General features: G+C 67.1%; 25 protein-coding genes. 11 read left to right on the forward strand and 14 right to left on the reverse strand.

Annotation, left to right across the window (positions count from 1 at the left end; genetic code table 11):
* The first annotated feature begins 57 nt into the window (after positions 1-57).
* Both yhbY and OSC30_RS01035 read left to right on the forward strand, forming a co-directional pair.
* Positions 58-354 carry a ribosome assembly RNA-binding protein YhbY gene (gene yhbY / locus OSC30_RS01030; protein WP_267169965.1) on the forward strand — a complete coding sequence of 99 codons (297 nt, stop codon included), beginning with the start codon at positions 58-60 and terminating at the stop codon, positions 352-354.
* Positions 354-743, forward strand: coding sequence for an Mth938-like domain-containing protein (locus OSC30_RS01035; RefSeq protein WP_267169966.1), 390 nt, complete (start codon positions 354-356; stop codon positions 741-743). The genes yhbY and OSC30_RS01035 overlap by 1 nt, the downstream gene beginning before the upstream one ends.
* Before the next feature lie 38 nt (positions 744-781).
* On the opposite strand, the gene OSC30_RS01040 is transcribed toward OSC30_RS01035, so the two are convergent.
* The 4 genes from OSC30_RS01040 to surE all read right to left on the reverse strand — a co-directional run bounded on the left by OSC30_RS01040 (position 782) and on the right by surE (position 3,815).
* Positions 782-1,633, reverse strand: a complete 852-nt coding sequence (locus OSC30_RS01040) for a peptidoglycan DD-metalloendopeptidase family protein (RefSeq protein WP_267169967.1) — start codon at positions 1,631-1,633, stop codon at positions 782-784.
* Positions 1,634-1,695: 62 nt separating this feature from the next.
* Complete coding sequence (locus OSC30_RS01045; protein WP_267169968.1) at positions 1,696-2,304, reverse strand: YqaA family protein; 609 nt, start codon at positions 2,302-2,304, stop codon at positions 1,696-1,698.
* Between the two features lie 32 nt (positions 2,305-2,336).
* Complete coding sequence (locus OSC30_RS01050) at positions 2,337-3,026, reverse strand: protein-L-isoaspartate(D-aspartate) O-methyltransferase (protein ID WP_267170136.1); 690 nt, start codon at positions 3,024-3,026, stop codon at positions 2,337-2,339.
* Positions 3,027-3,035: 9 nt separating this feature from the next.
* On the reverse strand, positions 3,036-3,815 hold the full coding sequence (surE, locus tag OSC30_RS01055; RefSeq protein WP_267169969.1) for a 5'/3'-nucleotidase SurE: 780 nt from the start codon (positions 3,813-3,815) through the stop codon (positions 3,036-3,038).
* Between the two features lie 195 nt (positions 3,816-4,010).
* Here surE and OSC30_RS01060 point away from each other — a divergent pair, with 195 nt between their 5' ends.
* The gene (locus OSC30_RS01060) at positions 4,011-4,562 is read left to right on the forward strand and encodes a Smr/MutS family protein (protein ID WP_267169970.1); all 552 of its coding nucleotides are present in this window, start codon (positions 4,011-4,013) and stop codon (positions 4,560-4,562) included.
* A 34-nt stretch (positions 4,563-4,596) separates the two neighbouring features.
* Here OSC30_RS01060 and truD read toward each other — a convergent pair whose 3' ends face one another.
* The 8 genes from truD to pyrG form a co-directional block, all read right to left on the reverse strand.
* Positions 4,597-5,604, reverse strand: coding sequence for a tRNA pseudouridine(13) synthase TruD (truD, locus tag OSC30_RS01065; protein WP_267169971.1), 1,008 nt, complete (start codon positions 5,602-5,604; stop codon positions 4,597-4,599).
* Between the two features lie 105 nt (positions 5,605-5,709).
* Positions 5,710-7,095, reverse strand: a complete 1,386-nt coding sequence (gene mgtE / locus OSC30_RS01070) for a magnesium transporter (RefSeq protein WP_267169972.1) — start codon at positions 7,093-7,095, stop codon at positions 5,710-5,712.
* Positions 7,092-7,565, reverse strand: coding sequence for a 2-C-methyl-D-erythritol 2,4-cyclodiphosphate synthase (ispF, locus tag OSC30_RS01075; protein ID WP_267169973.1), 474 nt, complete (start codon positions 7,563-7,565; stop codon positions 7,092-7,094). The genes mgtE and ispF overlap by 4 nt, the downstream gene beginning before the upstream one ends.
* Before the next feature lie 88 nt (positions 7,566-7,653).
* Positions 7,654-8,343, reverse strand: coding sequence for a 2-C-methyl-D-erythritol 4-phosphate cytidylyltransferase (gene ispD, locus OSC30_RS01080; RefSeq protein WP_267169974.1), 690 nt, complete (start codon positions 8,341-8,343; stop codon positions 7,654-7,656).
* Between the two features lies 1 nt (position 8,344).
* Positions 8,345-8,668 carry a cell division protein FtsB gene (gene ftsB / locus OSC30_RS01085; protein WP_267169975.1) on the reverse strand — a complete coding sequence of 108 codons (324 nt, stop codon included), beginning with the start codon at positions 8,666-8,668 and terminating at the stop codon, positions 8,345-8,347.
* 21 nt (positions 8,669-8,689) lie between these two features.
* The gene (gene eno, locus OSC30_RS01090) at positions 8,690-9,988 is read right to left on the reverse strand and encodes a phosphopyruvate hydratase (protein ID WP_267169976.1); all 1,299 of its coding nucleotides are present in this window, start codon (positions 9,986-9,988) and stop codon (positions 8,690-8,692) included.
* A gap of 116 nt (positions 9,989-10,104) precedes the next feature.
* Complete coding sequence (gene kdsA / locus OSC30_RS01095) at positions 10,105-10,938, reverse strand: 3-deoxy-8-phosphooctulonate synthase (protein WP_267169977.1); 834 nt, start codon at positions 10,936-10,938, stop codon at positions 10,105-10,107.
* A 190-nt stretch (positions 10,939-11,128) separates the two neighbouring features.
* Entirely contained in the window at positions 11,129-12,802 is a 1,674-nt protein-coding gene (gene pyrG / locus OSC30_RS01100; RefSeq protein WP_267169978.1) for a CTP synthase, read from the reverse strand.
* Between the two features lie 370 nt (positions 12,803-13,172).
* Here pyrG and OSC30_RS01105 point away from each other — a divergent pair, with 370 nt between their 5' ends.
* The 3 genes from OSC30_RS01105 (at position 13,173) to OSC30_RS01115 (ending at position 17,610) form a co-directional block, all read left to right on the forward strand.
* Positions 13,173-14,972, forward strand: coding sequence for an aminopeptidase P family protein (locus tag OSC30_RS01105; RefSeq protein WP_267169979.1), 1,800 nt, complete (start codon positions 13,173-13,175; stop codon positions 14,970-14,972).
* Between the two features lie 97 nt (positions 14,973-15,069).
* Positions 15,070-16,959: a DNA topoisomerase IV subunit B gene (parE, locus tag OSC30_RS01110; RefSeq protein WP_267169980.1), complete on the forward strand. Its 1,890-nt coding sequence runs from the start codon at positions 15,070-15,072 to the stop codon at positions 16,957-16,959.
* A 120-nt stretch (positions 16,960-17,079) separates the two neighbouring features.
* The gene (locus OSC30_RS01115) at positions 17,080-17,610 is read left to right on the forward strand and encodes a 3-hydroxyanthranilate 3,4-dioxygenase (protein WP_267169981.1); all 531 of its coding nucleotides are present in this window, start codon (positions 17,080-17,082) and stop codon (positions 17,608-17,610) included.
* A 57-nt stretch (positions 17,611-17,667) separates the two neighbouring features.
* Here OSC30_RS01115 and OSC30_RS01120 read toward each other — a convergent pair whose 3' ends face one another.
* Positions 17,668-18,222 (reverse strand): NUDIX hydrolase, encoded by a 555-nt coding sequence (locus OSC30_RS01120; protein WP_267169982.1) that lies wholly within the window; start codon positions 18,220-18,222, stop codon positions 17,668-17,670.
* Between the two features lie 171 nt (positions 18,223-18,393).
* On the opposite strand from OSC30_RS01120, the gene OSC30_RS01125 reads away from it, so the two are divergent.
* Both OSC30_RS01125 and OSC30_RS01130 read left to right on the forward strand, forming a co-directional pair.
* Positions 18,394-19,905 (forward strand): amino acid permease, encoded by a 1,512-nt coding sequence (locus OSC30_RS01125; RefSeq protein WP_267169983.1) that lies wholly within the window; start codon positions 18,394-18,396, stop codon positions 19,903-19,905.
* A 75-nt stretch (positions 19,906-19,980) separates the two neighbouring features.
* A complete protein-coding gene (locus OSC30_RS01130) occupies positions 19,981-21,423 on the forward strand; it encodes an amino acid permease (RefSeq protein ID WP_267169984.1) in 1,443 nt (480 codons plus the stop codon).
* Positions 21,424-21,895: 472 nt separating this feature from the next.
* Here the strand turns inward: OSC30_RS01130 and OSC30_RS01135 are convergent, their stop codons facing one another.
* Positions 21,896-22,231, reverse strand: a complete 336-nt coding sequence (locus OSC30_RS01135) for a high-potential iron-sulfur protein (RefSeq protein WP_267169985.1) — start codon at positions 22,229-22,231, stop codon at positions 21,896-21,898.
* A 164-nt stretch (positions 22,232-22,395) separates the two neighbouring features.
* Between OSC30_RS01135 and OSC30_RS01140 the strand changes: the two genes are divergently transcribed.
* From OSC30_RS01140 to mtnC, 3 genes are all read left to right on the forward strand, one after another.
* On the forward strand, positions 22,396-23,040 hold the full coding sequence (locus OSC30_RS01140; protein ID WP_267169986.1) for a methylthioribulose 1-phosphate dehydratase: 645 nt from the start codon (positions 22,396-22,398) through the stop codon (positions 23,038-23,040).
* The gene (locus OSC30_RS01145) at positions 23,037-23,594 is read left to right on the forward strand and encodes a 1,2-dihydroxy-3-keto-5-methylthiopentene dioxygenase (protein WP_267169987.1); all 558 of its coding nucleotides are present in this window, start codon (positions 23,037-23,039) and stop codon (positions 23,592-23,594) included. Before OSC30_RS01140 ends, OSC30_RS01145 begins: the two co-directional genes overlap by 4 nt.
* Positions 23,595-23,695: 101 nt before the next feature.
* Entirely contained in the window at positions 23,696-24,382 is a 687-nt protein-coding gene (gene mtnC, locus OSC30_RS01150; RefSeq protein WP_267169988.1) for an acireductone synthase, read from the forward strand.
* Positions 24,383-24,387: the final 5 nt, after the last annotated feature.

The raw sequence follows: 24,387 nt of genomic DNA on the forward strand, positions 1-24,387 counted from the left end.
ATGGCCCGCATGATACCCTTTACGCCCCCCCGACCGCGAATTGTGGACCCTCCCCGCATGCCGATCTCCCCCTCCCAGCAGCGCTATCTGCGCAGCCTTGCCCACGACCTGCACCCGGTGATCATGCTCGGCGCCAAAGGCGCGACGCCCGCCGTGCTCAAGGAACTGGACCTGGCGCTCAGCCATCACGAGCTGGTCAAGGTGAAGCTTTCCGGCGGGGACAAGGACGAGCGCGAGACGCAGATCGCCTATCTCGCCGACGGCACCGGCGCCGATACCGTGCAGCAGATCGGCCACACCGTCACCCTGTTCCGCCGCAACGAAGACGAGCCCAAGCTCGCCCTGCCCCGCTGATGGATCTTTCGCTCGAACGCCCCGAGGGCTACCTGTTCATCCGTCGCGTGGGCGAGCGGTCGATCACGGTGGTCGACCGGGAGCTTCGGGCGAGTTTCCTGCTGGCACCGGACCGGCTGGTCGAAAGCTGGCCGGTCGACGATGTGGCGGCGCTGGACGAAGGCGCAGGCGAGAGCGTGCGCGTACTGGAGCCCGAACTGGTGCTGCTCGGTACCGGCGTTCGCCAGCGGTTCCCGTCGGCGGCGTTCATGGCCGGCTTCCTGCGCAAGGGCGTCGGCATCGAAGTGATGGACAACGCGGCCGCCGCGCGGACCTACGACCTGCTCGCCGGCGAGGGGCGCCGCGTGGTGGCGGCCTTCATTCTCCCGCCCGCCGAACCGGCGGGCTGAAGCCGACGACCTGTGGCGCGCGTTTGCCCGGAACGCGCTTACCGCGCAGGCAGATAATCCAGTGGATCGACTGGATTGCCGTTGCGCCGGATCTGGAACTGCAATTCGTTCCGCGGTGCTCCGGTCGACCCCATCTCGGCGATGAGCTGTCCGGCGCTGACCCGCTGCCCTTCCTTTACCAGGCGCTTGCGGTTGTGGCCGTACGCGGAAAGAAAGTCGTCGTTGTGCTTGATGATGATCAATTCGCCGTAACCAACTAGGCCATTGCCGCTGTAGACCACCACGCCGCCGGCGGCCGCACGCACGGGGTCGCCGGCCTCGCCGGCCAGCTCGATACCCGGAATCGCATCGCCACTCTGGAATTTCTTGATCAGCGTGCCGTCCGCCGGCCAGCGCCAGGTCACGCCGCCTGCCGTATGCGTGGCGCCTTTCGGCGGCCGAACCACGGGCGTGGCGGCCGGTGTGACCGGCTTGGCCACCGTGGCCGCGCCAGCCACCACCACTGCCTGACGCGAAGGAGCCGGGGCGACGGGCTTGAATACCGGCGTCGAGCCGGCGCTCGCCCGCGGCGCGGTCTTCACCGGCGACCGCTTGCTGACCGCCTGGCTCCGCCCGCGCGACAGGCGCAGGACCTGCCCGGGCCAGATCGTGTAGGGGGAATCGATGCCATTCCAGGCGGCGAGGTCACGAAAATCGAGTCCGTTGCGGAAGGCAATCGAATAGAGCGTGTCTCCGCGCACCACGCGATAGCTTCCCGTCGCAGGCCGCACGACCTTGGCCGCGCGCGATGGCGCGGAACGCCCATTGGGCTGGACCACCACCGACCGGCCGCAAGCCGCCAGGAGAAGCGCGGCCAGGCACGCCGCCGCGAAACGCATCCATTTCTTCATGCCGGGCAGCATACCCAGCCGCCACGCCGATTTCACGGAACGCCCAATGGACCGCTCGCCACTCAACGCGCCAGGATCCACCAGGCCAGCAACAACACCAGCAGGACGATCGCCGCCCAACCGATGCGCTCGATGTGCTTGTGCAACAGCCGCTCGGCACGTTCGCCGAACCAGCGAATCAACAGCGCCAGCAGCCACACGCGCTTGCCGCGCCCGACCGCCATGCACAGCAAAAACGGGATCACCGGCACGCCGACGATGCCCGAGGCCCAGGTGACGAACTTCATTGGCACCACCGGCTGCAGTGCGGCCAGCGCCAGCACTAGCAGCAGGCCCAGCCAGTGCTGGTCCATCTGCGCACGCAGGCTCGCCACGCCCTGCTCGATCGGCTCGAGCAGGTGCAGCGATGCCAGCAACGGCTGCAGCGCCTGGAACGCCCAGTGCCCCAGCGCGTAGCCGACCAGCGAGCCGAGCAGCGAGAACAGCAGGCTGACGTTGGCGTAGAAGAAGGCCTTCTGCCGCTTGCCCAGCATCATCGGCGCCAGCATCACTTCCGGCATGATCGGAAAGATGAAGGCCTCGACGAAGCTCAGTCCGCACAGGTAGTAGACAGCCCTTGGATCGCGCGCCCAGGTGAGTGCGCGCGAGTAAAGCGCTCCGAACAGGCGCATCTAGCGGATTCCTTCTCGCGGGTGGGGCGTCATCAACCGATGCCGCCGAGCAGCGGCACGAAACTCACGGGCCCGAGTTCTTCCTGGATGAAATCGCCCTGCCCGTCCCCGCGGATGCGCAGCAGCATCTGGTTGCTGGGTGAGCCAACCGGAGCCACCAGCACGCCATCCGGAGAAAGCTGGTCGAGCACCTGGTTGGGGATCGCATCGCCCGCGGCGGTCAGGATGATCGCATCGAAGGGCGCCTGGTCGGGCCAGCCCAGCTTGCCGTCGTCGTGGCGCGAGCGCACGTTGTCCAGCCCGAGCTGGCGAAAGCGCCGGCGCGCCTGGCGCAGCAGCTCCTCGATGCGCTCGACCGTGAACACCTGCCCCACCAGCGCCGCCAGCACCACCGCCTGGTAGCCCGAGCCGGTGCCGATTTCCAGCACCTTCTGTGGCACGCCACCATTGAAATGTTCCAGCAGCGCCTCGGTCATGCGTGCGACCACCCACGGCTGCGAGATCGTCTGGCCGTGGCCGATCGGCAGCGCGGTGTTTTCGTAGGCGCGAGAGTGCAGCGCCTGGTCGATGAAGTGATGGCGAGGCGTGGTGCGGATCACCTCGATCACGCGCGGGTCGCGAATGCCGCTTTCCTTGAGCGTCGCGCCCAGGCGGTCGCGTGCGCGCTGCGAGGTCATCCCCTCGCCCTTGAAGGCCGACGGCGGCAGCGGATGGATGTTCATCGTCATCGCTCAGGCCGCCTTTTCGTCCATCGCATCGGTCATCGCCTGCATCCAGCCGCTGATTTTCTCCAGCGCCTGGTAGCGGGTGAGATCGACATGGATCGGCGTGACCGAGACGTAGCCGCGGCGCACTGCGTCGAAATCGGTACCCGGGCCGTCGTCCTCGACCTTGCCCGAAGGCCCGATCCACCAGATCGGCTTGCCCCGTGGGTCGGTCTGCGCGATGCAAGGCGCGGAACGGTGCCGCTTGCCCAGTCGGGTGACCTCGAAACCCTGGATCTCGTTCCAGGGACGATCGGGCACGTTGACGTTGAGAATGGTGTCGGCCGGCAGCGGATCGACCAGCAGCCGCCGCATCAGGATCAGCACCGCCTGCGCGGCCGATTCGTAATGCTCGCCCTTGTGGTCGCGGCTGGCCAGCGACACGGCGATCGCCGGCAGGCCCAGGAAGCGCCCCTCCATCGCCGCCGATACCGTGCCCGAATAGATCACGTCGTCGCCCAGGTTGGCCGAGTTGTTGATGCCCGACACCACGATGTCCGGCTCGTGATCGAGCAGCCCGGCCAGCGCCAGATGCACGCAATCCGTCGGCGTGCCAGCCACGCGGTAGCGGCCATCGTCCATCTTCAGCGCGCGGATCGGCGCGTCCAGGGTCAGCGAATTGCTGGCGCCGGAACGGTCGCGATCGGGCGCCACCACCGTCACCTGCCCTACCGCGGCCAGACAGTCGGCCAGCACGCGGATGCCGGGGGCATCCACGCCATCATCGTTGCTTACCAGGACTCGCATGATGTTCCGTCAAGAAGTGCACGAACGCGCACCCGTCGAGGCCGCGCTCCGAATCCCTGCGAGTCTACCGGAGCGGGCCAACCGTTTCACGGTCTCGCCGGTCTCGAAAGCCGCTTGCCGTCCCGGTATAGCGTCGGTGTGAGAGACCAGGCTCGCGGGAAGCTTCCATAAAGGTCCCTTGCTAGCATGCCTTCCATGAAGAAGCGCCGCGCCCCGACCTTGCCCGACGAGGAGGACATTCGCCTGTTCCGCGATGCCATCGGCCCGGTGCGCGAAATGCGTGCGGACGCAACGCCGCCGCCCGCACCTCGCCCGGAACCGCGTGCGCACATGTTCGAAGCCGACGAGGCCGCCGTTCCCGGCGAGTTGCTCGAGCTGGCCTTCGATCCGGCGGTCATGGAAATCGGCGAGGAACTGAGCTACCTGCGCGATGGGTACCCCCCACGCCTGCTGCGCCAGCTCAAGCGCGGCCAGTTCAGCATCCAGGACGAGCTGGATCTGCACCACATGAACGCCGCCGCCGCGCAGTCCAGCATCGCCAGCTTCCTGGCCGAGGCCCGTCAGCATGGCCTGCGCTGCGTGCGCATCGTGCACGGCAAGGGCCTGCGCTCGAAGGCCGCCGGCCCAGTATTGAAAGCGCTCACCGACCGACTGCTGCGCCGCCGCGACGATGTGGTCGCGTTTGCCTCGGCCAAGCCCGCGCAAGGCGGTACCGGCGCGGTCGTCGTTCTCCTGAAGAATCAATGATCCCGCAGCAGCGCTCTCCTACAGAGGGAGTTGTTCAGACCTGCGCCAACTCACGCGCCACCACGGTCGCGTAGGCCCCGGCAGGCAACTCGAAAGCCAGTTCCAGCGCTTCATCATCCAGCCAGCGCCAGCTAAGCTGGCGGGGCAGCATGCGCAACGGACGGCGTTCCTGATCCATGCGCGCGGCAGCCAGGCCCTCGGCCAGATCACTGCCGCGCGCAGCCACTTCGCGCTCCAGCATGCCCGCCGCAGCCGTCGTCGGCGGCTCGCCCTCGCCCCAGAGCGGGCCGGAGGGGTGGATGTCGCCTTTTGCCAGGCGCTCGGCCAGCGTGGCATCGAAGGGTTCCGGCCCGAACCACGAGCGTGAGCCGGCCAGCGACCATATTTCGCCTTCCAGTGGCGTGTCCCACGCGCCCTGCTCCACGCGGGCGGCGAGCACGCCGTTGAAGATATGCGAGCGGGCCGCCGAAAGCAGAAAGCTGCGCGTGTTGCGGTCCACCCGGCGGCCGGCGAACATCGAGCGCGCCTGGGCCACGTTGCCGCCTTCGCGGCCGAAGCGTTGCTCGCCGAAATAGTTGGGCACGCCGCGTGCGGCGATCTCGCCCAGCACCCGCTCGGCCGCCGCGCGGTCACCCTGCACGTCGCGCAATACCAGCACGAAGCGGTTGCCGCGCAGCGCGCCGCGCTTGAGCTTGCGCTTGTGCCGGGTCGCCGCCAGCACCTTCACTTCCGGATGCGGAAAGGCCGACCAGTCCGGGTCGGGCTTGCCCGCCAATTGCACCGAAAAAGTCTGCCGGGTGACTGCATGGCGGTCCTTGGAGCCGGCATAGCCCACGCCTACTGGCGAAACGTCGGCGAATCGCGCCAGTTCCCGCGCCACCCAATCACTGTTCTGGCCGCGCTTTTCCACCCAGAGCAGCGCGTGCTCGCCCTCGCCGTCGGCGTCGTAGCCGAGGATTTCCTCGACCAGGAAGTCCTCGGGCGTGCTGCGCAGGCGCGCGGTGAGCGGTGGGTTGCCGTGGGCGTAAGGGAGTTCTTGCACTTCGATCCTTTGTCGATGGCCTGGCCCGCCTCCTTGTAGGAGCCCACTTGTGGGAGATGCTTTTTCCGGTGACGTCCCAAATGAGCATCGCCCACAAGTGGGCTCCTACATGAGGAAAAGCGAGGCAAGCCCGAGGAAAATGAAAAAGCCGCCGCTGTCGGTCATCGCGGTGATCAGCACGCTGGAACCGAGCGCCGGATCGCGGCCGAACTTCGTCATCAGCATCGGGATGCCGACGCCGCAGAAGGCCGCCAGCAACAGGTTGAGCGTCATGGCCGCGGTCATCACCACGCCCAGCGCGAGGTTGTCGTAAAGCAGCCAGGCCACCACGCCGATCACGCCACCCCAGATCAGGCCGTTGAACAGCGAGACGACCAGCTCCTTGCGCCACAACCGCTTGGCGCTGTCAGGGGTAATCTGGTTGAGCGCCAGCGCGCGCACGATCATGGTGATGGTCTGGTTGCCGGAGTTGCCGCCGATGCCGGCGACGATCGGCATCAGCGCGGCCAGCGCCACGAGCTTCTCGATCGCGCCTTCGAACAGCCCGATCACGCGCGAGGCGATGAAGGCGGTGACCAGGTTGATCGCCAGCCACGACCAGCGGTTGCGCAAGCTGGCCCATACCGACGCGAAGATGTCCTCTTCCTCGCGCAAGCCGACGCGGTTGAGGGCCTCGCTTTCGCTCTCCTCGCGAATGACGTCGACCATCGAGTCGACCGTGATGCGGCCGATTAGCCGGCCGGCGTCGTCGACCACCGGTGCGGTCACCAGGTCGTAGCGTTCGAACGCCTGGGCCACTTCGTAGGCATCGTCGGCCGGGTGGAAGGTGTTGACGTCCGGCGCCATCACCTCGCTGACCATGGTCTCGGGCGGATTGACCAACAGCCAGTGCAGCGGCAGCACGCCGGTGAGGGCATTGTCCTGGTTGATCACGAACAGCTTGTCCGTCTGCGCGGGCAGTTCCTCGAAGCGGCGCAGGTAGCGCAGCACCACTTCCAGGCTCACGTCCTCGCGGATCGTGACCATCTCGAAGTCCATCAGCGAGCCGATCTGGTCTTCTTCCCAGGACAGCGCCGATTGCACCCGCTCGCGCTGCTGCGCATCGAGGCTGGCCATCAGCTCGGGCAGCACTTCGGTCGGCAGGTCTTCGACCAGGTCGGCCAGTTCGTCCGCGTCCAGTGGCTCGACCGCGGCCAGGATCTCGCGCTGGTCCATGTCCGCGATCAGCGACTCGCGCACCGCGTCGGAGACTTCCAGCAGGATTTCGCCGTCGCGGTCGGCCTTCACGCGCTGCCAGACGGCCAGGCGGTCTTCGAGCGGCAACGATTCCAGTACGAAGGCGATGTCGGCAGGGTGCAGTTCGTCCAGCAGCAGCTGCAGCTCGGCCTGGTCCTCGGGCGTAGCCGCCTCGGCCAGCCGATCCAGCAATGCGGTGATGGCGTCGAGCTGCTCGTGCAGCCGGTTTGCGCCGCGGGTCTCGGCTTCGCTCACGCGCGCTCCAGCAGCACGCAGGCCTGCGCCGCGATGCCTTCGCCCCGGCCGGTGAAGCCGAGCTTTTCGGTCGTGGTGGCCTTGATGCTGATACGGCCGGTTTCGCAGGCGAGATCCCCGGCGAGATTCGCGCGCATCGCCTCGGCGTGCGGGCCGACCCTGGGTGCTTCGCCAATCACGGTGATGTCCGCGTTGCCCAGCGTGTAGTTGTGCTGCGACATCAGAAGCGCCGCGTGGCGCAGGAACTGGCGGCTGTCGGCGTCGCGCCAGCGCTCGTCCGAGGGCGGGAAATGCTTGCCGATGTCGCCCAGCGCCAGCGCCCCGAAAATGGCGTCGCACAGGGCGTGGATCACTACGTCGCCGTCCGAATGCGCGAGCACGCCGCGGTGGTGCGGGACGCGCACGCCGCCGAGCACGACAAAGTCACCTTCGCCGAAAGCATGTACATCGAAACCCTGGCCTATCCGCATGTGTGCTGCCTGATCGTCCAACCCGCCTGGCGTCATTCCCGCGAAAGCGGGAGCGACGAACAAAAAAACAAGCGCCCGTTCCGGCCCGCTATGTCGTCCTCGGCAGCAGGTACTCCGCCAACGCGAAGTCTGCCGCCGTGGTCACCTTGATGTTGTCCTCCGCGCCCTCGACCAGCAACGGCGCAAAACCTGCCCGCTCCATCGCCATCGCCTCGTCGCTCACCGCCACGCCTTCGCGGCCGGCCGCCTCCAGCGCCGCTACAAGCTGCCCGCGGCGGAACATCTGTGGCGTGAAGGCGCGCCAGCGCTGCTCGCGCGGCTCGGTGACGAGACTGTGGCCGCGCTCGTCGGCGCGCTTCAACGTATCGCGCAACGGCGCGCCGAGCAGTCCACCCACGCCTGCGGACGCGGCCTCGACCAGCCGATCGATGTCGGCCGCGCGCACGCAAGGGCGGGCCGCGTCATGCACCAGCACGAAATCGTCCCCGTCGACCTCGGCCGGCAATGCGCGCAAGCCAGCCAGCACCGAATCGGCGCGTTCGCCGCCGCCGACCGTGGTGCGCACCGGTTTGCCGCCCAGGCGACCGATGCCCGGCCAGTGCGCGTCATCAGCCGCCAGCGCCACCAGCAGGCCGGCGATGCGAGGGTGCGCCGCCAGCCGTTCCATCGTATGCAGGATCAAGGCATGCCCGGCCAGCGGCAGGTACTGCTTGGGACAGTCGCCGCCGACCCGGGTGCCGCGCCCGGCGGCCGGTATCACGCACCACAGCGGGCCCACGTCAGTGCCCGCCGCCGTCGCTGGCCGGCGGCGTGCTCGTGCTGCCGGCCGGTCGTTCGACCACCTGGTAGAAGGTCTCCCCCGGTTTGATCAGGCCCAACTCCGCGCGCGCACGCGCCTCGACCGCCTGCTCGCCATGCTTGAGGTCGCTGACGTCGGCCGCCAGCGCCTGGTTGCGCTGGATCAGCCGCTCGTTGTCCGCGCTCTGTTTCTTCACCGCGGCGCGCAGGGTATGTACTTCATGCATGCCGCCGCTGCCGGTCCACAGCTTGAACTGCAGACCGATCAGGATCACGAGCAGGACCAGGGCGATCCAACGCAGCATGGGCGGTGCGGCCTGTCAGCGTCAGCCCGGCAGGCGGGCAAGGTTGGGGAACGCGTCGCGGCCGGCGTAGCGGGCGGCACTGCCCAGTTGCTCCTCGATGCGCAGCAACTGGTTGTACTTGGCCACGCGGTCGGTGCGGCTGAGCGAACCGGTCTTGATCTGGGTCGCAGTAGTGGCCACGGCGATGTCCGAGATGGTGGTGTCCTCGGTCTCGCCCGAGCGGTGCGAGACCACCGCCGCGTACCTGGCCGCGTCGGCCATGGCGATGGCCTCCAGCGTCTCGGACAGCGTGCCGATCTGGTTGACCTTGATCAGGATGGCGTTGGCGATGTGCTTGTCGATGCCCTCGCGGAAGATCGACGGGTTGGTGACGAACAGGTCGTCGCCAACCAGCTGCACGTCCTTGCCGATACGGTCGGTGAGCAGCTTCCAGCCGTCCCAGTCTCCCTCGGCCATGCCGTCCTCGATGGTGACGATCGGGTACTGCTTCGCCCAGCCGGCGAGCAGGTCGACGAACTGCTCCGGCGCGTAGACCTTGCCCTCGCCTTCCAGGTCGTACTTGCCGTCCTTGAAGAACTCGGAACTGGCCACGTCGAGACCGAGCAGAATCTCGCTGCCGACCTTGTAGCCGGCCTTGCCGACAGCCTCCATGATGGTGTCCAGCGCCTCGAGGTTGGAGCGCAGGTCCGGCGCGAAGCCGCCTTCGTCGCCCACCGCGGTGTTGAGTCCCTTGCCCTTGAGCACGCTCTTGAGCGCGTGGAAGATCTCCGCGCCGGCGCGCAGCGCTTCGGCGAAGTTCGGCACCCCGACCGGCAGGATCATGAACTCCTGCACGTCGACATTGTTGTCGGCATGCGCGCCGCCGTTGATGATGTTCATCATCGGCACCGGCAGGCTGCCCGGCTTGCCCTGCGACAGATATTTCCACAGCGGTTCGCCACGCGACGCAGCCACCGCATGCGCCGCGGCCATCGACACGCCCAGCAGCGCGTTGGCGCCGAGCTGGCCCTTGTTGGGGGTACCGTCCAGCGCGATCAGCTTGTTGTCCACGCCCTTCTGGTCGGCCGCGTCGAAGCCTTTCAGGGCATCGGCTATGGTGCCGTTGACGTTGGCGACCGCCTTGGTCACGCCCTTGCCGCCGTAACGCGCCTTGTCGCCATCGCGCAGTTCGACCGCCTCGCGCGAACCGGTCGAGGCGCCGCTGGGCACGGCGGCCCGGCCGAATGCGCCGCCGTCCAGGGTGACTTCGGCTTCCAGCGTGGGGTTGCCGCGCGAGTCGAGGATTTCACGGGCGTGGATGCGGGTGATCGTCGTGGTCATGGTGGTCCGTCATCAAGGGTGAAAAGGGTTTCCGTAGGAGCCCACTTGTGGGCGATGCTCTGGGCCTGGTGCACGGATGGAAGAGCATCGCCCACACGTGGGCTCCTACGAAGGTCTCAAACTGCCTGTTCGAGGTAGCCGTGGCGCTTGGTTACGGCGTCCAGCTCCATCAGCGTCTCCAGCAGCGCCTCCATCTTGTCCAGCGGCCAGGCGTTGGGGCCATCGGAGAGCGCCTTGCTCGGGTCCGGGTGCGTCTCGGCGAACAGGCCGGCGATGCCGACCGCCACCGCCGCGCGCGCCAGCACCGGCACGAACTCGCGCTGGCCGCCGGAGCTGGCGCCCTGTCCGCCCGGAAGCTGCACCGAGTGCGTCGCGTCGAACACCACCGGGCAGCCGGTCTCGCGCATCACGCTCAGGGAACGCATGTCCGACACCAGGTTGTTGTAGCCGAAACTCGCGCCACGCTCGCACACCATGATGTCGTCATTGCCCACGGCCTTGGCCTTGGCGACCACGTGCTTCATGTCCCATGGCGCCAGGAACTGGCCCTTCTTGATGTTCACCGGCTTGCCGGCGCGCGCCACGTTCTGGATGAAGTCGGTCTGGCGGCACAGGAAGGCCGGCGTCTGCAGCACGTCGACCACCGCGGCCACTTCGTTCATCGGCGTGTACTCGTGCACGTCGGTGAGCAGCGGCACGCCGAGCTGGCGCTTGACCTCCGAGAGCACGCGCAGTCCTTCTTCCAGGCCGGGGCCGCGGAAGCTCTGGCCCGACGAGCGGTTGGCCTTGTCGAAGCTGGACTTGAAGATGAAGTTCACGCCCAGACGAGCGGTGACTTCCTTCAGCTTGCCGGCGGTGTCCACCTGGAGCTGTTCCGACTCGACCACGCAGGGGCCGGCGATCAGGAATAGGGGCTGGTTGAGGCCGATTTCGAAACCGCAGAGCTTCATGAGTCTTTCCCGTCGATGCCCGCCCGTGAGGCAAGCTGCCAACCCTTCGAGGCGCTCCCGCGCATGCGGGAATCCATCGTCAAAGGGCGGCCAAAGGCAAAATGGATCCCCGCTTCCGCGGGAATGGCGCCCCCGAGGCCGCGGCGCGCCACATTATGGAGGACGCGCCGGGCGCGCCGGACGCCACTTTTCAGGCCCTCGCCTGCGCCCCCGCCAATTTCTCCCCTTCGCGCATGGCCTTGTACTCCCGCGCCGCCTCGACGAAACCGATGAACAGCGGATGCCCGTCGCGCGGCGTGGAAGTGAACTCCGGGTGCGCCTGGCAGGCCAGGAACCACGGATGCTTCTGCCGCGGCAGCTCGACGATCTCCACCAGTAGGTCATCCATCGACTTGCCGGAGACCACCAGGCCCAGATCCTCGAAATCCTGCCGATAGCGGTTGTTGAACTCGTAGCGATGGCGATGGCGCTCACGCACCACTTCCTGCCCGTAGGTTTCGCGCGCCAGCGTGCCGGTCTTCAGGCGCGCCTCCTGCGAACCCAGGCGCATGGTGCCGCCCAGGTCCGAGTGCTCACTGCGCTGCTCGGTCTCGCCAGCAGAGGTGGTCCATTCGGTGATCAGCGCGATTACCGGGTTGGCGGTGTTGCGCTCGTTCTCGCTGGAATCGGCGTCCTTCAGTCCGGCCACGCTGCGGGCGAAGTCCACCACCGCCGCGTGCATGCCGTAGCAGATGCCGAAATACGGCACGCCGTTCTCGCGGGCGTACCGGGCTGCCAGCACCTTGCCTTCGAAACCGCGCTTGCCGAAACCGCCTGGCACCAGGATCGCGTCCGCCCGGCCCAGCACCTCCACGGCGCCCCTGGATTCGACCTCTTCCGAATCGATCCAGTCCAGGTTGACCCGCGTCTGCTGCTTGATGCCGCCGTGGCGCAGTGCTTCGCCCAACGACTTGTAGGCGTCCTTGTGTTCGACGTACTTGCCGACGATCGCGACGGTCACCTCGTCCTTCGGGTGTTCGACCGCCTCGACGGTGCGGCGCCAGCTGGACAGGTCCGCCGGTTTGGCGTCCAAACCCAGGCGGCGGACCACGATGTCGTCCAGGCCCTGGCCGTGCAACCACAGCGGCGTCTTGTAGATCACGTCGACATCGACCGCGCTGATCACCGCGTTTTCCGGCACATTGGTGAACAGCGCGATCTTGCGCCTCTCGGCCTCGGGCAACGGCTCCTCGCAACGGCACAGCAGGATGTCCGGCTGGATGCCGATCGAGCGCAGCTCCTTGACCGAATGCTGGGTCGGCTTGGTCTTGATCTCGCCGGCGGCCTTGATGAAGGGCACCAGGGTGAGGTGCATGAACAGGCACTTCTCCGGCCCGTGCTCGATGCGCAACTGGCGGATCGCCTCCAGGAACGGCAGCGATTCGATGTCGCCCACGGTGCCGCCGATCTCCACCAGCGCCACGTCGAAGCCGCGGGTGGCCTCGTGCACGCAATGCTTGATCTCGTCGGTGATGTGCGGGATCACCTGCACGGTGGCGCCCAGATAGTCGCCGCGGCGCTCCTTGCGGATCACCGACTCGTAGATCTTGCCGGTCGTGATCGAGTTCTTTCCGGTCAGCCGGGTATGGACGTAGCGCTCGTAATGCCCCAGGTCCAGGTCGGTCTCGGCGCCGTCGTCGGTCACGTAGACCTCGCCGTGCTGGAAGGGACTCATGGTGCCCGGATCCACATTGATATACGGATCGAGCTTCATCAGGGTGACCGAGAGCCCGCGCGCTTCGAGGATGGACGCAAGCGACGCCGCCGCGATGCCCTTGCCGAGCGAGGACACCACACCGCCGGTGACGAAAATCAGGGGGGTCATGGAATGCAGCCGTGCTGGAAATTCGGCATTTTAGCGGGTGACGGCCCCCGCGGCGAGAGATTCCGTCCGAGCGGTTCACGCTTGAGCCCCTCTGCGCTCGGGAGATAAGCCGGGGAGGTGGTTTGGGAGAGGGTCCGGTAGCGCCGGATATCGCGCTCCGCCCGAACCCTCATCTGCCCTTCGGGCGGCCCGCCCGAAGGGAAAGGCAACCGGAGCACTGGCGCCCTGCTCCACACCGTTCGCCCTGAGCGTAGGCGCAAAGCGCCGAAGTCGAAGGGTCTCCCCAAGGTCTTCGGCAGCGCTTCGGCTCCGGCGCTTCGCGCCTGCGCTCAGCGTGAACGGTTCTCGTGGAAGGCGCTAGCATGGACGGATGACCACCCCCATTCCCTCCCGCCTGGCCGCCCTGCGCCAGGCCATGCAACGCCACGGTGTCGCCGCCTGCCTGGTGCCCAGCGCCGATCCGCATCTGTCCGAATACCTGCCCGCCCACTGGGCCGCGCGCGAATGGCTGTCCGGCTTCACCGGCTCGGCCGGCACGCTGGTGATCACCGCGGACGCGGCCGATCTGTGGACCGACTCGCGCTATTTCGCCCAGGCCGAGCAGCAACTGGCCGGCAGCGGCGCGGCGCTGAAGAAGCAGAAGATTTCGCACGCTCCCGAGCACCTGCAGTGGCTGCAGCAGCATTTGAACGAAGGCGAGGTGCTGGCGGTGGCCGGCGACAGCCTGTCGCTCGCCGCGCGCAGGCAGATCGAACGCCTGCTGGGCGAATCCGGCGCCCGCGTGCGCACCGACCTGGACCTGCCGGGCGAAGTCTGGACCGATCGCGCGCGGCTTCCCACGGCGACGGTCTTCGAACATCCGGCCGGCTACCCGGGCGCCACCCGCACGGAAAAACTGGAGCGCCTGCGCGCGAGCCTGCGCCGCCAGCAGGCTACGCACCATCTGGTGTCCAGCCTCGACGATATCGCCTGGTTGACCAACCTGCGCGGCAGCGACGTGGAGTGCAACCCGGTGTTCCTCGCCCACCTGCTGGTCGAGACCGACGGGCCTGCCACCTTGTTCGTCGACCGCAACAAGCTTTCCGACGCGCTGGTCGCCAAGCTCAAGGCCGATCGCATCCACATCGCCGATTACGCCACCGTGACCGACGCGCTGGGGGAACTGGGCAAGGACGCGCGCCTGCTGCTCGATCCGGCACGCGTGGTCTGCGCGGTCGCCGACGCCATCGGCAGCGAGGCCGCCCGTATCGAGGCGGCCAATCCCTCCACCGCCTTCAAGGGCCGCAAGACCGAGTCCGAGCTGGAGCACATCCGCGAGGTGATGCGCCGCGACGGCACCGCGCTGGTGCGCGCCTTCCGCCGGCTGGAAGAGCGCCTGGCCGCCGACATGACCCAGACCGAGCTCGACGTCGACGCGCTGCTGCGCGAGGAGCGCTCGGCGCAGCCGGATTTCATCGGCGAGAGCTTCGCCACCATCGCCGGCTACCAGGCCAACGGCGCCCTGCCGCACTACCGCGCCACGCCCGAGGCGCACAGCACGTTGCAGCGCAAGGGCCTGCTGCTGGTCGACTCGGGCGGCCAGTACCTGGGCGGCACCACCGACATCACCCGCGTGCTGGCGCTGGGCGAGACCACCGCCGAGCAGCGCCGCGACGCCACGCTGGTGATGAAGGGGCTGATCGCGCTGTCGCGCGCGCGCTTTCCCAAGGGGGCCAGCGGCCCGCAGCTCGATGCGCTGGCCCGTGCGCCGCTGTGGGCGAGCGGGCTGGATTACGGCCACGGCACCGGCCACGGTGTGGGTTATTTCCTCAATGTGCACGAGGGTCCGCATGGGATCCGCCCGCCCGCATCCAACGGCGCGCTGGTGCCGCTGGAGCCGGGCATGATCACCTCGATCGAGCCGGGCCTGTACAAGCCCGCGCGCCACGGCATCCGGCATGAGAATCTGGCGGTAGTGGTGCAGGCGGACCAGACCGAGTTCGGCGAGTTCCACGCCTTCGAAACCCTGACGCTGTGCCCGTTCGACCGCCGCGCGCTGGAGCCGGGCCTGCTCAACCCGGAGGAGCGCGCCTGGCTGGACGACTACCACGCCGGCGTGCGCGGGGCGCTGGCGCCCTTGCTGGAGGATGCGGACCTCGCCTGGCTGGAGCGGCATTGCGCGCCACTCTGACTCCCATCTCCCGAGGGGGAGAGCGGCTTCAATGCTTGACCGCCCCGCCCGCCTCTCGCCATCCTGCAACGTTCCCGTTTCCTGACCGACCCCACGCATGAGCAGTCGCTACAACGCCGCCGACATCGAAGTCCTCTCCGGCCTCGACCCCGTCAAACGCCGCCCGGGCATGTACACCGACACCTCGCGCCCGAACCACCTGGCGCAGGAAGTCATCGACAACTCGGTCGACGAGGCGCTGGCCGGTCACGCGAAGTCGATCGAGGTGATCCTGCGCAACGACGGCTCGGTGGAAGTGAGCGACGACGGCCGCGGCATGCCAGTGGACATCCATCCCGAGGAAGGCGTGCCGGGCGTCGAGCTGATCCTTACCCGCCTGCATGCGGGCGGCAAGTTCAACGGCAAGAACTACAACTTCTCCGGCGGCCTGCATGGCGTGGGCGTATCGGTGGTCAACGCGCTGTCGCAACGCGTCGAGGTGACCATCCGCCGCGACGGCAACGAATACCGCATGGCGTTCGAACACGGCGACCGCGTCAGCGAGCTGGAAGTCATCGGCTCGGTGCCGAAGCGCAAAACCGGTACCACCGTGCGCTTCTGGGCAGACCCGAAGTACTTCGACTCGCCGAAGATCTCGATTCCCAGGCTCAAGCACCTGCTGCGCGCCAAGGCCGTGCTCTGCGCGGGGCTCAACGTGAAGCTGCTCGACGAGGCCAGCGGCGAGACCACCGAGTGGTACTACGAGGATGGCTTGCGCGACTATCTGCGCGGCGAGCTGGATGGCGCCGAGGCGATCCCCGCCGACCTGTTCGTGCATCATGTCGCGCGCGACACCGAAGGCCTGGACCTCGCCCTCACCTGGCTGCCCGAGGGCGAACTGGTGCAGGAGAGCTACGTCAACCTGATCCCCACCGCCCAGGGCGGCACCCACGTCAACGGTTTGCGCACAGGCCTGACCAACGCCATCCGCGAGTTCTGCGACATCCGCAACCTGTTGCCGCGCGGCGTCAAACTGGCGCCGGAAGACGTGTGGGAGCGCCTGGCGTTCGTACTCAGCGCCAAGTTGCTCGATCCGCAATTCGCCGGCCAGACCAAGGAGCGCCTGTCCTCGCGGCAGGCCGCCGCGCTGGTCGAGGGCGTGGTGCACGATGCCTTCAGCCTGTGGCTCAACCAGCACGTCGATCTGGGTGAACGCATCGCCCAGCTCGCCATCGAACGCGCCAGCGCGCGCCTGAAAGCCGCCAAGCAGGTGGTGCGCAAGAAGATCACCCAGGGCCCCGCCCTGCCCGGCAAGCTGGCCGACTGCACCGCCACCGACCTCACCCGCACCGAGTTGTTCCTGGTCGAGGGCGATTCGGCCGGCGGCAGCGCCAAGCAGGCGCGCGACAAGGATTTCCAGGCGATCCTGCCGCTGCGCGGCAAGATCCTCAACACCTGGGAGGTCGAATCGACCTCGGTGCTAGCCTCCGAAGAAGTGCACAACCTGGCGGTGGCCATCGGTTGCGATCCGGGCAAGGACGACCTGTCCGGCCTGCGCTACGGCAAGGTCATCATCCTGGCCGACGCTGACTCCGACGGCCTGCACATCGCCACCCTGCTCTCGGCGCTGTTCCTGCGGCATTTCCCTTCCCTGGTGCGCGAGGGACACGTATTCGTGGCGATGCCGCCGCTGTTCCGCGTGGACGTCGGCAAGCAGGTGTTCTACTGCCTGGACGAGGTCGAAAAGCTGGCGATGCTGCAGAAGATCGAACGCGAGAAGATGAAGGGCGCCGTCAGCACCACCCGCTTCAAGGGCCTGGGCGAAATGAACCCGGGGCAGCTGCGCGAGTCGACCATCCATCCCGATACCCGCCGCCTGGTCCAGCTGACCGTCGACGACAGCGAGGGCACGGCGAAGCTGATGGACATGCTGCTGGCCAAGAAGCGTGCCGGCGACCGCAAGAGCTGGCTCGAGGAAAAGGGCGACCTGGCCACGCTCGAGGTCTGATCACTCGCAGGAGCGCACCTGTACGCGACCGTGATGCATGGCGGTCGCGCACAGGTGCGCTCCTGCAGGCCAGCAGCCCAACGCGCTAAGGTAGCGGCCTCCAAGACGCCGAGCGCAGCCATGGCCCTGCCCCCGCCCATCAACCTGCAACGCTGGATCGACGAGCACCGCCACCTGCTCAAGCCGCCGGTGGGCAACAAATGCATCGTCGACGGCGACTTCATCGTGATGATCGTCGGCGGCCCCAATGCGCGTACCGACTACCACTACGACGAAGGTCCGGAGTTCTTCTACCAGCTCGAGGGCGAGATGGTGCTCAAAGTGCAGGATGAGGGCGTCGCGCGCGACATCCCGATCCGCGCCGGCGAGATGTTCTACCTGCCAGCGCGCGTGCCGCATTCGCCCCAGCGCCTGCCCGAATCGGTGGGGCTGGTGATCGAACGCCGGCGGCTGTCCGGCGAACAGGACGGCTTGCTGTGGTTCTGCGAGCGTTGCAACCACAAGCTGTACGAGGAGTACTTCATCCTGCAGAACATCGAACAGGACTTCCCGCCCGTGTTCGACCGCTTCTACCGCTCGCGCGAGGCACGCACCTGCGATGCCTGCGGGCACGTGAACCCGGCACCGGCACGCTACGAATCGACCCCGTAGGGTGGTCTTCAGCCCACCCCTCCGATATCCCTCCCGAACAGACGGACCAAAGCCCGTCTACGGGCGATCGCGCGCCAGCCAGCGCTGCGCCATGCGCCGCAATGACTCGTCGGCACCAGCGTCCCGCGCGATCTCGCCGATCGACCGCCAGGCCAGCTCCAGGGATTCCTCGCTGACCGCGAACGCCTCGCTGCCAGTCGCGCGCACCACGTAGCGCACGTCGTAGTGCCAGTGCGCCGGCTCGTCGCCGCGCGCGGGAATCAGGTGGCGGTCCAGATCGAAGATCGCCGGTTCGACGACCAGATCGCAAAGCCCGGATTCCTCCTCCGCTTCGCGCAACGCCACGCGCGCCAGATCGCTGTCGCCATCAGCATGCCCGCCCAGTTGCAACCAGCGTGCAAGCTTGCGGTGATGGGTCAACAGTACGCGCTCGCCATCGCCGCTCACCAGCCAAGCCGAGCCGGTGAAATGGCCGGGCGCGTGGCTGCGCTCGAACGCTTCCGGCGCACTGGCGAGGAACTCCAGAAACAGGCCGGCGGAAGGGTCCTTCGGACGGGCCCGCGCGTGCTGCCGCAAGGCCTCGTCGAGGTCGTGGAATGGAGCTGGTGTCATTGTCCGTGGGGGGATCGGCAAACGGGCATTCTAGCGACGGCCACGCGTGCCTTGTGGCGCTTGTACCCCTAGTCACGCTCGGCTAAGGTTGCCCGTCACATCGGCTCGACGGGTTGGTAACGTCAAGGGTCGGGAGCAAGCAGTCCGTCTGTTCTACGGGGAACCCATTACATGCTCTTCAAGCGCGTCAAGCCGCTCGACCAGATTCTTGCCACCGCCGAAAAGAAAAGCCTGGTTCGCCAGCTCGGACCGGTCCAGCTCACCCTGATGGGCGTGGGCGCCATCATCGGCACCGGCATCTTCGTGCTGACCGCCGAGGCCGGCCAGAAAGCCGGGCCGGGCATGATGATTGCGTTCGTGATCGCCGCGGTGGTTTGCGGGCTGGCTGCGCTGGCCTACGCCGAACTCGCTTCGATGGTGCCCGTATCCGGTTCGGCCTATACCTACACCTACGGCGTGCTCGGCGAGGGGCTGGCATGGGTCGTCGGCTGGGCGCTGGTGCTCGAGTACGCGATCGCCGCGGGTACCGTCGCGGTCGGCTGGTCGGGCTACATGAACGGTTTGCTCCTGCATACCAATCTGTTCGGACTGGTTTCGCCCGGCGCCCTGGCCCTGCCGGAGGCGCTGCGCAGTGGCCCGTATGCCGGCGGCAGCTTCAACCTGCTGGCCTTCCTGATTTCGCTGGTGATCACCTGGCTGCTGGTGATGGGCACGTCCAAGTCGGCCAAGGTCAACGCCGTGCTGGTCGCGATCAAGATCATGGCGTTGACTGCATTCATCATCATCGCCGTGCCGGCGGTGCAGGACGCCAATTTCGAGCCGTTCCTGCCCAATGGCTGGGGCAGCCCGCTCGGCGGCATCGGCGTACTGGGCGCGGCCGCTTCGATCTTCTTCGCCTACGTCGGCTTCGATGCTGTTTCCACCGCGGCCGAGGAAACCAAGAATCCCAATCGCAACATTCCGATCGGCCTTATCGGTTCGCTGGCGATCTGCACCATCTTCTACCTGCTGGTGGGCTACGGTGCCGTCGGTTCGGTCGGCTCGCAGCCGATGCTCGGTCCCGACGGCCTGGCGCTGCATCCAGGCACGCCGGAGATGGCCGCCGCCTGCCAGGCCACCGACGCACTGGTCTGCAGCAAGGAGCCGCTGGCCCACGTGATGCGCCTGCTGGGCTTCAACAAGCTCGGCAACCTGATCGGCCTGGCCGCGGTGCTGGCGCTGCCGTCGGTGATTCTGGTGATGATCTACGGCCAGACCCGCATCTTCTTCACGATGTCGCGCGACGGCCTGCTGCCGCCGAGCCTGTCCAAGCTGCACCCGCGCTACCACACGCCGCACGTGCTGACCATCATCACCGGCATCGCCGTGTCGCTGTTCGCCGCCACCTTCCCGGTCGGCGTGCTGGCCGACATCACCAATTCCGGCACGCTGTTCGCCTTCATGATGGTGTCGGTGGGCGTGATGGTGCTGCGCGTGCGCCAGCCCGAGCGTCCGCGCCCGTTCCGTACGCCGTTCGTGTGGTTCATCTGCCCGTTGGCGGTACTCGGCTGCCTGCTGCTGTTCTTCAACCTGGGCCTGTACACGCTGCTGCTGTTCTTCAGCTGGGCGATCGTTGGTCTGGTGGTGTACTACCTTTACGGCTATCGCAAGAGCTACCTGGCCAACGGCAACGAGCCGGGCTGAAGTTTGCGTCGTTACGTCCAATGAAAACCCAGCCGGCACGGTGAAAACCGTGCCGGTTTCATTTCCGGAATGCCCATGCTGAAACAGCTGCTTGCCTGCAAGACCGACTTCTCCGACGCCGACGACGCGAAAGGCATCGGCCTGCGCCGCACGCTGGGGCCCTGGGGGTTGACTGCGCTGGGCATCGGCGCGGTGATCGGCGGCGGCATCTTCGTGATCACCGGTCAGGCGGCGGCCGAACACGCGGGGCCGGCGGTCATCCTGGCCTTCGTGATCGCGGCGATCTGCTGCAGTTTCACGGCGCTGTGCTATGCCGAATTCGCCACGCTGATCCCGATGTCGGGCAGTTCCTACTCCTACGCCTACGCCACGCTGGGTGAACTGGTGGCCTGGTTCATCGGCTGGAACATGGTGCTGGAGTACGGCGTGTCGGCCTCGGCGGTGGCGGTGAGCTGGACCGGCTACTTCGTCAGCCTGCTCGACCATCTGGGCGTGCACCTGCCGGCGGCCCTGACCCACGCCCCCCTGGCATACGAGAACGGCCACCTGATCACCACCGGCGCACTGTTCAACCTGCCGGCGGTGGCGATCGTGCTGGCGCTCACCTGGCTGTGCTACGTCGGCATCCGCGAATCCAGCGGCGCCAACATTGCCATGGTGCTGCTCAAGGTCGGCCTGATCGTGGTGGTAATCGTCGCCGGCTGGCGCTACGTGAACCCGGACCTGTGGCATCCGTTCATCCCCGCCAGTGAGGGACCCGAGAAGTACGGCTGGTCGGGCATCATGCGCGCATCCACCCTGGTGTTTTTTGCCTACATCGGCTTCGAGGCCACCTCGACCGCGGCACAGGAGGCGAAGAATCCCCAACGCGACCTGCCCATCGCCACGCTGGCCTCGCTGGCCATCTGCACGGTGCTTTACGTCGGCATGGCGGCGGTCATCACCGGGCTGCTGCCGTTCAACCTGCTGGGGACCGCCGAACCGGTGGTCACCGCGGTCAAGGCGCATGCGGAACTGGAATGGCTGCGCTGGCTGGTTGAAGTCGGCGCGCTGATCGGCCTGTCCTCGGTGGTGCTGGTGATGATCATCGCGCAGCCGCGCATCTTCATGATCATGGGGCGCGACGGCCTGTTGCCGCCGGTGTTCGCCAAGATCCATCCGCGCTACCGCACGCCGCACATCAATACGGTGATCACCGGCCTGGGCATTGCCGCGCTGGCGGCCGTGTTCCCGCTCGACATCCTGGGCGACCTGGTGTCGATGGGCACGCTGATCGCCTTCGTCGCCGTCTGCGCCGGCGTACTGATCCTGCGCCACACCCAGCCGCAGCTGCCGCGTACCTTCCGCGTGCCCTGGGCGCCGGTGACCTGTTCGCTCGGCGTGCTGAGCTGCCTGATGCTGCTGTATTGGGAAAACTGGTACCAGTGGCTGATGCTGGGTATCTGGACCCTGATCGGCATGGCGATCTATTTCGGCTACGGACGCCGGCACAGCCAGCTGCGCAAAGCTTCGGCATAAACCGGAGCACATCAGGCGGGCTTCGGCCCGTCCGCCTCGGGATAGGCTGGAGTCCGCTCTTCATCCGTTCACAGGCACTGGTTGGATGCCGAACGTTGGCCGACGTTCGCAGGCGGACGCGACACTTAACAAGTTTTTCATATACAGCCAGCCTGAGCCCGCAAACAATTTTGATTTCCAAGTCGTTGAATCAAAAAGATTTAACGGAACTTTTCCGAGAAAAATCCTGGCGCCGGTCGCCCTAACGACCCATCACGGGAGTATCATCCGGACTCCGAGGGTTGATCACTTGGCAGTGGGCCCCGGATCGCCGCCCGGCGCGTCAGGCGGGTCAGCTCCTCAGCCTGACGCGTCTGGGCAGCACTTTTCAGATAGGCCGTTCGGCCCGCTTACACCCATTGCATCCCCCCGCACGACGCACTCATGAGGGCGAGCGAACGCGCGCCTTCGCGTCGAGCCGGGGTTAGCTTGCTCAGGCCTTCCTGGGCGTATGCGAGACACACCAGCCCTGGGCATGCACCGATTTGCCCGGGAACAACTGGCACGGTCCGTAGGGCTTGGCGCCGGCGTCGGTGTAGAACTGGCAGTTGGCGCAAACGTCGCCCGCCTTGTGTTTCGGATTCTTCGACTTGGCGGCGTCTTCGACGTAGTCGAGCGCCTTGGCGGTCGGGTCGGATTCGGACACGTGCGGCAGGTCTGCCGCGCGCGCAAATCGCGGCAAGCCACCGACGACCGCAGCGGCGGCGGCGGTACCGGCCGCCACCTTGAGGAAGCGGCGACGCGCTTCGAGGTCTTTTTCTTGCGACATGGAATGAACCTCCGTTGTTTCTGCCACCGCGGAAGCGGAGGCCTCCGGCGATGGTACGCTCGCCGCGTCAATGAAACCTGACTTGCGAGAACGACTCGCATTTGCCGTCGGGCGAACGGACCGGCGTGTTATAGTCGCGCACCATTTAGACGTCCAAACCGACCATGCAGGAACTACCCTCCTCCGTCGATCCCGCCCGCTTCGCGCTCTGCGCCGACGCTATCGCCGAGGCCGCCCGCGAGCTGGCATCGCTGGGCTGGACGCCGGCCACGAGCAGTAACTTCTCGATGCGCGTGAACGAGGAGCTCGCGGCGGTCACCATCTCCGGCCGCGACAAGGGCCGGCTCGGCCGCGAGGACATCATGCTGGTGGACATGGCCGGCCACGCCGTCGGCACGCGCGCGCGGCCCAGCGCCGAGACCGAACTGCATACCCAGGCCTATCGCCGCCTGCCACACGCGCAGGTGGTATTGCATACCCATTCGCGCACGCAAAGCGTGGCTTCGCGGCTGTTCGCGCGCGAGGGCGTCGTGCGGTTGCAGGGCTGGGAGCTGCAAAAGGCCATCACCGGCTACACCACGCACGATAGCGTGCTGGAAATCCCGGTGTTTCCCAATACCCAGCACATGCCCGAGCTGGTCGAGCGCATCGACGCGTGGCTGGACGCCGACAAGCCGCTGCACGCCTATCTCATCGACGGCCATGGCATCTACGCCTGGGGCGCCGACATGGCCGAGGCGCGGCGCCACCTCGAAGCGCTCGAATTCCTGCTCGGCTGCGAGCTCGATCTGAGGAGACTGTCCGCATGAGCCGCCTGCGTATCTACGACGAAACCCTGCCCGCCACGCCGGCGGCGGTACTCACCGCGCCGACCGACATCGCCCGTGAACTGGGCAAGGTCGGCGTGCGTTTCGAACAATGGGAGGCCAGTGCGCCAATCGCGCCCGGTGCCAGCCAGGATGAGGTGATCGCCGCCTACCGTGGCGACATCGACCGGCTGATGCGCGATGGAGGCTACCAGTCGGTCGACGTGATCAGCCTCGCTCCTGATCACCCCGACCGCGCCGCGCTGCGCAGCAAGTTCCTCGGCGAACATACCCACAGCGAAGACGAGGTCCGATTCTTCGTTGCCGGCAGCGGCCAGTTCACCCTGCACATCGGCGACAAGATCTATGACGTGCTGTGCGAGGCGGGCGACCTGATCGGGGTACCCGACGGCACGCCGCACTGGTTCGACATGAGTGAATCGCCCAATTTCGTCGCCATCCGCCTGTTTACCAACAAGGAAGGCTGGGTCGCCAACTTCACCGGCGCCGACATCGCCGAGCGCTTTCCGCGCATGGAGCCCGCCACGCGTTCGTAGGGCGGGCTTCAGCCCACCGGCAACGCGCGGCAACGGTGGGCTGAAGCCCACCTTACGGCGCCTCGGCTATGCTTGCCCGCCTACCTGGACACGTGCCGCCCATGACCACCATCCGCGCCATCGTCACCGACATCGAGGGCACCACCAGCTCGATCGACTTCGTCAAGGACGTGCTGTTCCCCTACGCGCGCAAGCGCCTGCCGGCCTTCGTCGAGACGCACGCCGACCAGCCCGAGGTGCAGCACTGGCTGCATGAGGCGGCCAGGGAAGCCGGCTTCATCGAAGCCAGCCGCCAGGAAATCATCGAACTGCTGCTGGGCTGGATCGACCAGGACCGCAAATCCACCGCGCTGAAGGCGCTTCAGGGCATGATCTGGAAGGAAGGCTACGAGGCGCGCGAATACCGCGCGCACGTCTATCCGGAGGTGGCCGCGCGCCTGCATGCCTGGCGTGCCGACGGCCTGCACCTGTACGTCTATTCCTCCGGCTCGGTGCCTGCGCAGCGCCTGTTCTTCGGCTACAGCGACGCCGGCGACCTGACGCCGCTGTTCGCCGGCTATTTCGATACCGAAACCGGCCCGAAGCGCGAGGCGGACTCCTACACGAAGATCGCCGAGGCGATCGGCGAGCGCCCCGAACACATCCTGTTCCTGTCGGACATCGTCGAGGAGCTGGACGCGGCCCGCACCGCCGGCCTGCAGACCGGCTGGTTGCTGCGTCCGCCGCAGGCAATGCCCGCCGATCCGCGCCATCGCGCCTACGTGGACTTCGACGCCATCGAGCCCTGAGGCCG

Origin of the sequence: Frateuria hangzhouensis (genome assembly GCF_026410505.1) — a bacterium.
GTDB lineage: Bacteria > Pseudomonadota > Gammaproteobacteria > Xanthomonadales > Rhodanobacteraceae > Frateuria_A > Frateuria_A hangzhouensis.

Coding starts and splice junctions, on each gene's coding strand:
- surE (WP_267169969.1), bottom strand. CDS start 3,815: ATGCGAGTCCTGGTAAGCAACGATGATGGCGTGGATGCCCCCGGCATC.
- yhbY (WP_267169965.1), top strand. CDS start 58: ATGCCGATCTCCCCCTCCCAGCAGCGCTATCTGCGCAGCCTTGCCCAC.
- OSC30_RS01105 (WP_267169979.1), top strand. CDS start 13,173: ATGACCACCCCCATTCCCTCCCGCCTGGCCGCCCTGCGCCAGGCCATG.
- ftsB (WP_267169975.1), bottom strand. CDS start 8,668: ATGCTGCGTTGGATCGCCCTGGTCCTGCTCGTGATCCTGATCGGTCTG.
- OSC30_RS01120 (WP_267169982.1), bottom strand. CDS start 18,222: ATGACACCAGCTCCATTCCACGACCTCGACGAGGCCTTGCGGCAGCAC.
- OSC30_RS01145 (WP_267169987.1), top strand. CDS start 23,037: ATGAGCCGCCTGCGTATCTACGACGAAACCCTGCCCGCCACGCCGGCG.
- OSC30_RS01040 (WP_267169967.1), bottom strand. CDS start 1,633: ATGAAGAAATGGATGCGTTTCGCGGCGGCGTGCCTGGCCGCGCTTCTC.
- OSC30_RS01140 (WP_267169986.1), top strand. CDS start 22,396: ATGCAGGAACTACCCTCCTCCGTCGATCCCGCCCGCTTCGCGCTCTGC.
- OSC30_RS01035 (WP_267169966.1), top strand. CDS start 354: ATGGATCTTTCGCTCGAACGCCCCGAGGGCTACCTGTTCATCCGTCGC.
- pyrG (WP_267169978.1), bottom strand. CDS start 12,802: ATGACCCCCCTGATTTTCGTCACCGGCGGTGTGGTGTCCTCGCTCGGC.
- OSC30_RS01050 (WP_267170136.1), bottom strand. CDS start 3,026: ATGAACATCCATCCGCTGCCGCCGTCGGCCTTCAAGGGCGAGGGGATG.
- parE (WP_267169980.1), top strand. CDS start 15,070: ATGAGCAGTCGCTACAACGCCGCCGACATCGAAGTCCTCTCCGGCCTC.
- OSC30_RS01130 (WP_267169984.1), top strand. CDS start 19,981: ATGCTGAAACAGCTGCTTGCCTGCAAGACCGACTTCTCCGACGCCGAC.
- eno (WP_267169976.1), bottom strand. CDS start 9,988: ATGACCACGACGATCACCCGCATCCACGCCCGTGAAATCCTCGACTCG.
- OSC30_RS01115 (WP_267169981.1), top strand. CDS start 17,080: ATGGCCCTGCCCCCGCCCATCAACCTGCAACGCTGGATCGACGAGCAC.
- OSC30_RS01135 (WP_267169985.1), bottom strand. CDS start 22,231: ATGTCGCAAGAAAAAGACCTCGAAGCGCGTCGCCGCTTCCTCAAGGTG.
- ispF (WP_267169973.1), bottom strand. CDS start 7,565: ATGCGGATAGGCCAGGGTTTCGATGTACATGCTTTCGGCGAAGGTGAC.
- OSC30_RS01125 (WP_267169983.1), top strand. CDS start 18,394: ATGCTCTTCAAGCGCGTCAAGCCGCTCGACCAGATTCTTGCCACCGCC.
- OSC30_RS01060 (WP_267169970.1), top strand. CDS start 4,011: ATGAAGAAGCGCCGCGCCCCGACCTTGCCCGACGAGGAGGACATTCGC.
- kdsA (WP_267169977.1), bottom strand. CDS start 10,938: ATGAAGCTCTGCGGTTTCGAAATCGGCCTCAACCAGCCCCTATTCCTG.
- mtnC (WP_267169988.1), top strand. CDS start 23,696: ATGACCACCATCCGCGCCATCGTCACCGACATCGAGGGCACCACCAGC.
- OSC30_RS01045 (WP_267169968.1), bottom strand. CDS start 2,304: ATGCGCCTGTTCGGAGCGCTTTACTCGCGCGCACTCACCTGGGCGCGC.